This is a genomic window from Pseudomonas kielensis, from assembly GCF_014236655.1.
GTDB lineage: Bacteria > Pseudomonadota > Gammaproteobacteria > Pseudomonadales > Pseudomonadaceae > Aquipseudomonas > Aquipseudomonas kielensis.
On the sequence record NZ_JACMYG010000002.1, the window covers coordinates 380369 to 388468 of the forward strand.

Below are 8100 nucleotides of genomic sequence, written 5' to 3' on the forward strand. Positions count from 1 at the left end.
AACATCCTGGTCAATGAGGGTTAAGTGCAGAGCACGGCGGCACGCACCGGGTCAATGCTCACCAGCGCTGCCAGCAGGGCCTCCATGCGCTGGGCCAGTGCCGGTTTGTCTGAGTCCTGGCGCTGGGCTTTGAGACGCAAGAGTTTGAGCAGGCGGGCCTTGACCTCGAACTCCAACTCCGGTTCCCACTGCGCCAGGACCTGGCGTTGCGCGCAGGCATCCAGCTCACTCAGCAGGTGCAGGGCCAGATCGTTCTTGCCGTATTGCTCGGCGACCCGCGCCATCAATAACCGCAACTGCCAGCGCTGGCGCCCGCTATGCACCCCTGGGCGCGCCGCCAGCCAGGCCAGCGCCGATTCCACGCCATCGCTGTCGGCCTGGGCCAGCGCTTCGGCTTCCAGGGACAGGACCTCGGCATCGACGGTGGTCGTCGCGACCAGCGGTGCCGGCAGCCATTGCTGCGGCTGATTACCACTGACGTCCCGGGTGATCCACTCGCGGGTGGTCTCGTCGGCCAAGGGGCTGCCGTCACTCCAGCACAACAGCTCCAGTCCGGGCAGGCGTTCGAGAAACATGCCCAGGTCACGCCGGGCAATCGCGGCCCAGCTGTCCTGAGGTGGCGGCAGTTTGCTCAGGGCCTGGTACAGGTACCACTGCAGGTCCAGCCAGAAGTGGTTGACGCCCTCGGCAAAAATGCGCTCGGTCTGCTCCAGCAACTCACTCCAGTTCTGTTGCACATACAGGCGTTTGAGTTGCGCCCGACAGTCGCTACGCGGTGGTGCCAGGCGCGTAAAGCCGTTGGCGCCCTGCGGCGGGACCTGATGCACGGTGTCCCAACGCAGGCTCTTCATCAGGTGATGGGCCGCCAACCAACCCAGGGGCTGTTCGCGCAGATAAGCGGCCAAGGCGCGGCCAGCGTCGAGCAAATCGCGTCCAGACTTGATTGGTGCAATCGGCGGCGCCGCTCTGTGTCCACCCGCCTCGTGACCGGCGCTATGCTGCGGAACCAATGCGTCGACACCACCAGACTGCGCTAGCCGCACGGACAACGCGCGGTGCAGTGGCCCCAGCTCCGGACGCTGGTTTTCTGGCCAGTTCGCCAGGCCCTGCTCCAGCCACACCAGCGCCGCCACCGTACGCTCGGCTTCACTTTTGACCACCTCCGGGTGCAGCGAGAGACTGTCCAGCACCTTGCTGGCGGCCAGCCATTCCAAGGCAGCCTTGCGACTGTTGGGCCGGGCGGGCAGCACCTGGTCGGCGTATCGATCGACCAGCGCAGCCAGCAGATTGAGGCCATCGGCCAGCCCTGCCTCGCCGTCTTTGTGCAAGCGGGCCCACAGGTAGTAGGTGGCCACGCGCAGGTCTTTGCAATTGTGTTTGAGAAGCTTCTGCGCCCATTGCACGACTCGCTCGAGGTCCGCACCGGACAACTTGTTGACCTCTTCGCGCATGTGCTGAAAGTCATCGTCATAGCCCGGGTCCTGGCCTACGGGCGACTCGCCGCTGATGGGAAGCAACCAGGTTGCCCAGCGCTCGGCCTGGGAACGGGCCAGGGCCGTGGCATCGCGCTGCCCCAGGCAGCGGGCGATCAATGTCTGCAGGCTCATTCATTACTTCCGTTCAGTGCATAAGGTTCGGGCTCTACGCCCTCCTCAAGAAATATCCGCGACGGCAACCTGAAGTCGCGTAACTGCAGCAACGCCATCGGCCCAGCACCCAGTTCGGTGCGCAGGTGCCAGGTCAGGCCCAGGCCATCTGCGGCCTTGAGCACCACGCGATAGCGGCTGTCGCCGTCATCCAGGGGCGTGACCTGGGCCTGCTCCAGCAGTCGGATCAGGCCCCAGGTGCCCGGGTAGTCACCGAACAGCCGTTCGCCGCTACTGATGCTGGTCCAGCTCAGGCTCGCCCCCGGGTGATCGCTGCGCCCAGGCCAGTTGAACCGCTGCCAGTTCTCCCGCTGATTAAAGTACTGATGACGCTCGCCATTGAGGATGAAGGTGGTCTGCACCACGTCGCGTACCGCTTTGCCCTGCAGCTCGAACCCCAGGCCCATGCCACCGTCGGTATAGAGCACATCAGCCAGGTGACTGAGCTGGTTGATCGCCGCGAGAAACTTCGGGTTGAAGCGCAAGCCCTGGCTGTGCCGCGAATCGGCCACCCAGCGATTGCCTTCCTTGCGCAGCACGCCACCCAACTGATGCTGCAGAAACTGTTCGATGCGTCCAGAATCGGCGCGAATCATCTGTCCCAACATCGGCAGCGAAGCATCGCTACGCGTGGCGGCAAACGGGTAGCGGCCGGCGAACGCGCTGTGCCAATGACTGCCGATCGAGCGCTGCCACTGACGATTGAGACTCGCGGCCGAGGGTTGCAAGACCCGCTGCCAGGCCTGCTCCAGCGGCTGCACGAAGAGCGTCTGACCGATGCCCGCCCATTCCGCTCCGAGGCTGGCGGCCAACAGGCTGCCGTAGGACTGGGTATCCGTGAGGTCGACGCTCTTGCCCTGGAACACGCTCTGCGCCAGGGCCTGGGTCATCTCCTGCGGATCCGGCGCATGGCTCACTTGCTGCAGTTTCAGGCGCACCCGCGTCACGCGGGAGAGAAAAGCTTGCAGGCTGAGGCTGTCATTCCTGCTTTGCGGGTCCTTGCCGAGCAGCGCCAGCAACGGGCCAAACGTGGCATCCAGCGGGCTCTGCGGTTCCTGCAACTGCTGGTCGATCAGCTCCACCTTGTCCTGGCCCACCAGCTTTTGCGCCGACTGCAGCAAGGAGTCGCCGAGGGCCTGGTGACGAGTGCCTGCCTGGCCCTGGTAAGCCAGGGTGTTCATGAGGGCAATCAGCGGCGACTGGCGCGTATCGCTCATCAGGCTCAATTGGTCGATGACATCCGCCAGGCTATTGGCTGGCTGCCAGCGCAGGCGATTGAGAAAGTCCAGCCAGGCGCTGCCATAGTCCTCGAAGTAACGTGCGGTGAGACGCTCGCGCAGCAACTGCGGGCTCAAGTGCGTGGCGAGTGCAGCCGGTTGGTCGCTGAGTACCCAGTCGATCTCCTCGCGGCGCGCCTCGGCGATGGTATCGATCGCTTGCCGCACCTGGCCCTCCCAGGCCTGCCGGGTAAAGACCCCAGGCACCTCGGCCGGATTACTGAACAACGCGCTGGCATCGGTGACACCCACCATCTGCCCCAGGCTCAGTGCCGGGTAGTGGTTGGCGGCCGCGTCGAGCACCTGCTGGTACAGACTGGCTTCGGCGTTGCGCTGCCCTAGCTGGCCGAGCAGCACCTGGCGGACCTGGGCCACCAGCGTTGGGTCGGCCTCGCTGCGCCACTGCGGGTACGCTGCCAGGTGCTTGCCGTAGAACTGCCACCAACCGGGGGCCAGTCCCTCCTCGGCGCCACCCAGGGTATTGACGAGAAACCTCGCGTCAGCCTTGTCGGGACGCGCCAGCATCAGGTAGGCCTTGAGCTGCATGTAGGCCCCCGGAGCACGCCGCGCGCGTTCAGGGCTGTCCGCCGGCAGTTTGACCAGCGCGCTGAGCTCGCGCTCTAAAGAGGCAAGCGCGGGGTCAAGCAACAGTCGCTTATTGACCTGGACATAACGTGGCCACAACAGCGCGAGCAATGCAGGGTTCTGGTTCAGACCAAAACGCTGATACCAGGGGGCGCCTTGCGCGGCGCGGTAATCCAGGCGGTCCAGTTCAGTCACCAGCGCGTTGAACGCCAGCCGTTGTCCATCACCGGCCGGCGCCTGTTCGAGGGCCAACAGCACGCCTTGCACCTGGGCGATATGGGCACGGTTAGTGGCAAACGACAGCAGCATCCCCGCCCCCCACAACAGCGCCAGGACAAGGGCCAGGGCGTAACCGACTCGCGGGACACTCCAGCCCAGGCGGCGTTTGACCGACGGCGCCGCCAGTACGCCCTGCCAGGCCGGGTCTGCCAGCCAAACGTGCGGGTGAGAGGTGTCCGTACGCGGTGCCAGTGCCAGGCTGAACCACACGCCGCGTAACGGCACCCCCTGCGCCAACCGCCCCAGCAAGGGGGCCGCCACCTGGGACCAGCGGCGGATGCCCTCGTCCTGCAGATCCCGGGACAGGCGGTACAAAAAGTCATGACCCATCACCTGGTTCATCTGCGCAATGCCTTGTCGGCGCAATGGCTCCAGCCACTGCTGCAGACGCTTTTCCAGCACCTGCACGGTGCAACCCGCGGGCAGTTCACAGCCCACCGCTTGAACGTTGCGACCTTGCTGTGACCAGGCGCTGTGACACACCTGCCACATCGCCAGCGGCAGATGCCAGCCCAATTCCCGAGCGAGCCGGCGCAAGCCCAGTGCGCCCTGCTCCATCGCCACCGCATCGGCGCTTTGCTCGGCAGTCAGCGCCCAGACCACCCCGTCCAGCCCACGCCAGCGGCTACTCAAGTCGCGCCAAAAAAAGTCCTCGGATGCATCCAGCACACTGCCACCCAGCAGCAACACCAGATCCTGCCCGTGCTGCCAGCGGTCGGTGCTCAGGCCCGAAGCGATAGCGTCAATCTGCGCCGGCTCACCGACCACCAGCAGCAGGCGGACGTTGTGACGCCAGAAGGGGCCGTAGTGGGTGCGCAGGTATTGCTTCAGGGTCGCGACACTTTGCATCTCCTGAGTGGGCGATGCATCAGGTTGCGCCGGGGCGGGCAGATCATCGGCGTCTTGCCGGTGGTAGGCAGCGCGCCCCAGTGAACGCCCGAGCAGAGGGTAAGCCACCAACAGCATTACGCTGACAAACGCAACGATCGATACCACCCACAACCCAATGCCTTGACCGTCGCTGCCAGGAGTAATTGCTAGCCACTCAGGGAAACGCCAGGTGATGAGCCCACCCGCCACCAGCACTAAGCCAACAAGCACCCCAATCCCTACGGTGTGTGGAGACAGCATTCAAGATTCCTTTGTCAGAAGCGGTGACACGGGCGCCAAGACCATGCCCCACGGCCCCGTTTGACCGCAGTTGTCAGCGCTGAAAATGAATTGAGGCCCGGCGCCGAATTCTAGGTTTTGCGTAGCGGCAGCGATTGCTAGCCAAGGTGACGCTACGCCCGGATGCCCCAGCAATGTATCGAGGTTACAAAGCCCTTGAGGGGCGTTTGCGGGCATGGACACTTGTGCCAGTACCGTGTTAATTGCCGCATCCAGTGCGCTGGCAATCCCCGCCCGCCAGACGTATTGGATTGCCTTGGCGTCCAGCGAAACCCAATTCAGAGCCTGCTTTACTGCAGGCAGCAATGCCTCGGCGGTAGGCTCGCGTGCGAGTTCCGGTCGATGAAGGTAGGCAAGTGCAGGCAAGGTGTTTTGCGTCAGTCGGTTGCCCAGTAACACCCCAACGGCGGCGTCCGCCGTACCTTCAAGCGGTTGCGGCGAAAACTGTACCGCCACCACCATCAACAACCCCCGATCCGCAATGCGCTGATCAAGCCAATGGTCCAGCGCTGCCAGGCCGCTACTGTCGAGCGGCGACGCTGACTGACGGATACCGGATTCACTCCACGCGTGGCGCCATACCCGTCGCAGCACAGACTCCGGCAAACCACTATCGATCTCCAGTAACAATGCCACCGGCGTATCGTCAGCCAGATGGACCAACGCTTGCGCCAGATCGGCGAGTACCTGGTTGAGCACCTGCAACAGCACCTGCTCAGGGGGTTCATGGGGATCGTATGGCAGGTAGCTATGGCGTACAGGGTCACCACCTTGGCGCGGAGCTTGACTCTGTAACGCCTGGGCCCCACTCAGGAACGCGTGCAGTTGCGCTGCCGGTGATTGCCCTGCTTCGCGCAGGCCGGTGTGCACACTCACCCCCAGGACTTGCTGAGACCGTCGACCACGTCGTGTCTTGCGCAGTGAATCTTCCTCTCGGGCTTGATCCCATCCGTCCGCAGCCCGTTGCTGCCCCAAATGCACCAAGCCTCGGACGAAGCTCAGCAGACTCCAGAGCAAAAGCGCCAAGCCCGACGCTTGCGCCCAGTAGTTCAAGGGCCTCTCGCGCCATGCCGCAATGTCCCACGCCCACGCCACGCCGATAGCGGCCACCAGCAGCAGAGGCAGCAGCACCAGCCACAACCACACCCGAGGGGGGGCTGGTCGTGGCGCCCTGCCTGGGATTTGATCCAGTCGCACCGGCATGACTAATTTGCACTCGCGGCGGGCAACGAGGTGATCAACACGCACCCACACGCACAGCGGTGCCCATCAAACGCTAACGGCACTCCATTCTCGCGAAACGTCCCATGTCCTTCGGCAATGATCGTCCGACCATGACCTGGCACGGGGCACTCCACGGGATCACCCTGGCGAGCGACAGCAAGACCTGCAAATTGCATGGCGCTAGAGCCCGACAGGACTCTGCCCCCTCCCGTGGTTTTATCACCTGTGCGAATGATGCCTTTCATTACTTATTCCTTATAAAGTCCGCGTCGATCAATCCGCCGGATGTTCAATAGCCAATACGTCCTGCGCCGAGAACACACCGTCGTGCACTACATAGTTTGTTGAGCTCAATAACTTTCCCGCCGTATCGATCCTGGCAAACCATTGAATGGAAAAGCCTGTTTCATGCCATTGCACTGAAGAAAAATCCAAGTCTTGCGCCTGTTCGCCGGTGTTCTGACTGGTCAATGAGATCGAGCGCAAGCAACTGCTTACAAGGACCCGCGTTATCGGGCTCAGGGTGCCCCCTTGAACCTTATAGACATACAACCAAACTTCACGACCGACGCCGCAATAAGCCGTAGGCTTGCCGGGGTTAGAGTCCGAGACTTGAAACAGAGGCAAATAAACATCGCCATTGATCTTGTGTTTTTTCTTGTCATACACAATGCCCGACACGTCGGAGTAGAGCCTCAGGCGATACACGTCGCCATCCGCGGCATCGATGTAGACAGTTCTGTCGGTGTTGCCTGAAAACGATAACGACGAAATATCCAGCGCGTTAGCTGTACTCCCCCAGCCGAATATCAACATCAACATCAACAAAAAGCACCTGAAACTACTCTGCAAGTACATGATCCGCATAACACACCCCCTTATATTCCCACGGGTGGTCGGCAGACTGGCCCTTTGTGCCTTTCTTGTACGTATCCTTATCTCGCTCCCGCAGTTCGCTTTCGGTTTTGCCTTTGTTTTTTTCTTTATCCATTGACCAGCCAATATTTCCGGTATTGCTGTCGCAGAGGGTATTTTTCTTCCTGACCCAGGAGCTGGCAGCAGCGTCCCACTCATGGTAGGAACCGCCATTCCAGCGGCTGAACACCTCATGCCTGAGCTGCTCATCGGTGTACGTCCGGCTTGCCTGTCCAAGGTATTGTTTAGCGGCGCGCACTTTATCCTTGTATATGGAGGAGCCTGCCAGAATATTGGCCTTCCAACTCCAAACCTGTTCAAAGGACGGGGCTGGATTGGTCATTTGGGTGATGCCATAACCTTTATCAAAGGCAACAATGGGTTCGCTATCCAACTCGATGAAGTGTTTGCTGCCCGTCTCCTGCTCCAGCAACTTCTCAAACCCACTCATATCCTCGAGATCTGCTATGTAATTCGCAACGCTGTCTTTACTCGGGTTTGCGCCTTTTATAACCACCGACCGACTGAGTGTCCTTTGGCCAAGCGCCACAGTCACCGTTAACGTTCCACCTAGAACGCTTCCGGATAAATCGGCGACCCACACATTATTGCGGTTATTAAATGAGCCTGATGCCTTGAATGTCTGTAGGGCATTCCCTTGGCGCGCCCGCTCCCTCAAGCCACTGACTTTTGCATCCCACTCTATAACCCAGGACCACGTACAGTCGGCAACTGCCTGCGCGTGAAACTCGAAGACTATTTCCGGAAACTCACCATCCTCAGTTATTTTGAACTCGGCATTTTCAACCGGTGAAACCCACCTCAAGGCATTGTCCGCAGAAACCACCTTGGTCACCGCATCCCCTGCGCTACTGGTACTTCCCGCATGCCTGACCGTTTGCATGGCGTTACTCCTCTATTCGCACATATAACGACTGATTTAAAGGAAAGTGCACTGAAATAATCGAACCCGATGTTCACCAAGTGCCATAGGGGATACCGTA

The 8100-nt window shown here is 61.3% G+C and carries 6 protein-coding genes; all 6 read right to left on the minus strand.

The features are described 5' to 3' along the window. Positions 1–20: 20 nt before the first annotated feature. The 6 genes from tssA to H7995_RS03305 all read right to left on the minus strand — a co-directional run bounded on the left by tssA (position 21) and on the right by H7995_RS03305 (position 8000). Positions 21–1607 carry a type VI secretion system protein TssA gene (gene tssA / locus H7995_RS03280; RefSeq protein WP_166590959.1) on the minus strand — a complete coding sequence of 529 codons (1587 nt, stop codon included), beginning with the start codon at positions 1605–1607 and terminating at the stop codon, positions 21–23. Continuing rightward, positions 1604–4918 (minus strand): ImcF-related family protein, encoded by a 3315-nt coding sequence (locus tag H7995_RS03285; protein ID WP_185817981.1) that lies wholly within the window; start codon positions 4916–4918, stop codon positions 1604–1606. Before H7995_RS03285 ends, tssA begins: the two co-directional genes overlap by 4 nt. Next, positions 4919–6088 (minus strand): hypothetical protein, encoded by a 1170-nt coding sequence (locus H7995_RS03290; RefSeq protein WP_302098139.1) that lies wholly within the window; start codon positions 6086–6088, stop codon positions 4919–4921. It lies immediately after the preceding gene. A 74-nt stretch (positions 6089–6162) separates the two neighbouring features. After that, the gene (locus H7995_RS03295; protein WP_166590956.1) at positions 6163–6426 is read right to left on the minus strand and encodes a PAAR domain-containing protein; all 264 of its coding nucleotides are present in this window, start codon (positions 6424–6426) and stop codon (positions 6163–6165) included. A gap of 28 nt (positions 6427–6454) precedes the next feature. Beyond that, positions 6455–7003 carry a hypothetical protein gene (locus tag H7995_RS03300; protein ID WP_185817982.1) on the minus strand — a complete coding sequence of 183 codons (549 nt, stop codon included), beginning with the start codon at positions 7001–7003 and terminating at the stop codon, positions 6455–6457. Positions 7004–7022: 19 nt separating this feature from the next. Further along, positions 7023–8000, minus strand: coding sequence for a hypothetical protein (locus H7995_RS03305; RefSeq protein ID WP_185817983.1), 978 nt, complete (start codon positions 7998–8000; stop codon positions 7023–7025). Positions 8001–8100 lie beyond the last annotated feature (100 nt).

What these genes read in the sequence shown, in the direction of transcription:
- tssA (WP_166590959.1), bottom strand. Translation starts at nt 1,607, where the DNA reads ATGAGCCTGCAGACATTGATCGCCCGCTGCCTGGGGCAGCGCGATGCC.
- H7995_RS03285 (WP_185817981.1), bottom strand. Translation starts at nt 4,918, where the DNA reads ATGCTGTCTCCACACACCGTAGGGATTGGGGTGCTTGTTGGCTTAGTG.
- H7995_RS03295 (WP_166590956.1), bottom strand. Translation starts at nt 6,426, where the DNA reads ATGAAAGGCATCATTCGCACAGGTGATAAAACCACGGGAGGGGGCAGA.
- H7995_RS03300 (WP_185817982.1), bottom strand. Translation starts at nt 7,003, where the DNA reads ATGTTGATGTTGATATTCGGCTGGGGGAGTACAGCTAACGCGCTGGAT.
- H7995_RS03305 (WP_185817983.1), bottom strand. Translation starts at nt 8,000, where the DNA reads ATGCAAACGGTCAGGCATGCGGGAAGTACCAGTAGCGCAGGGGATGCG.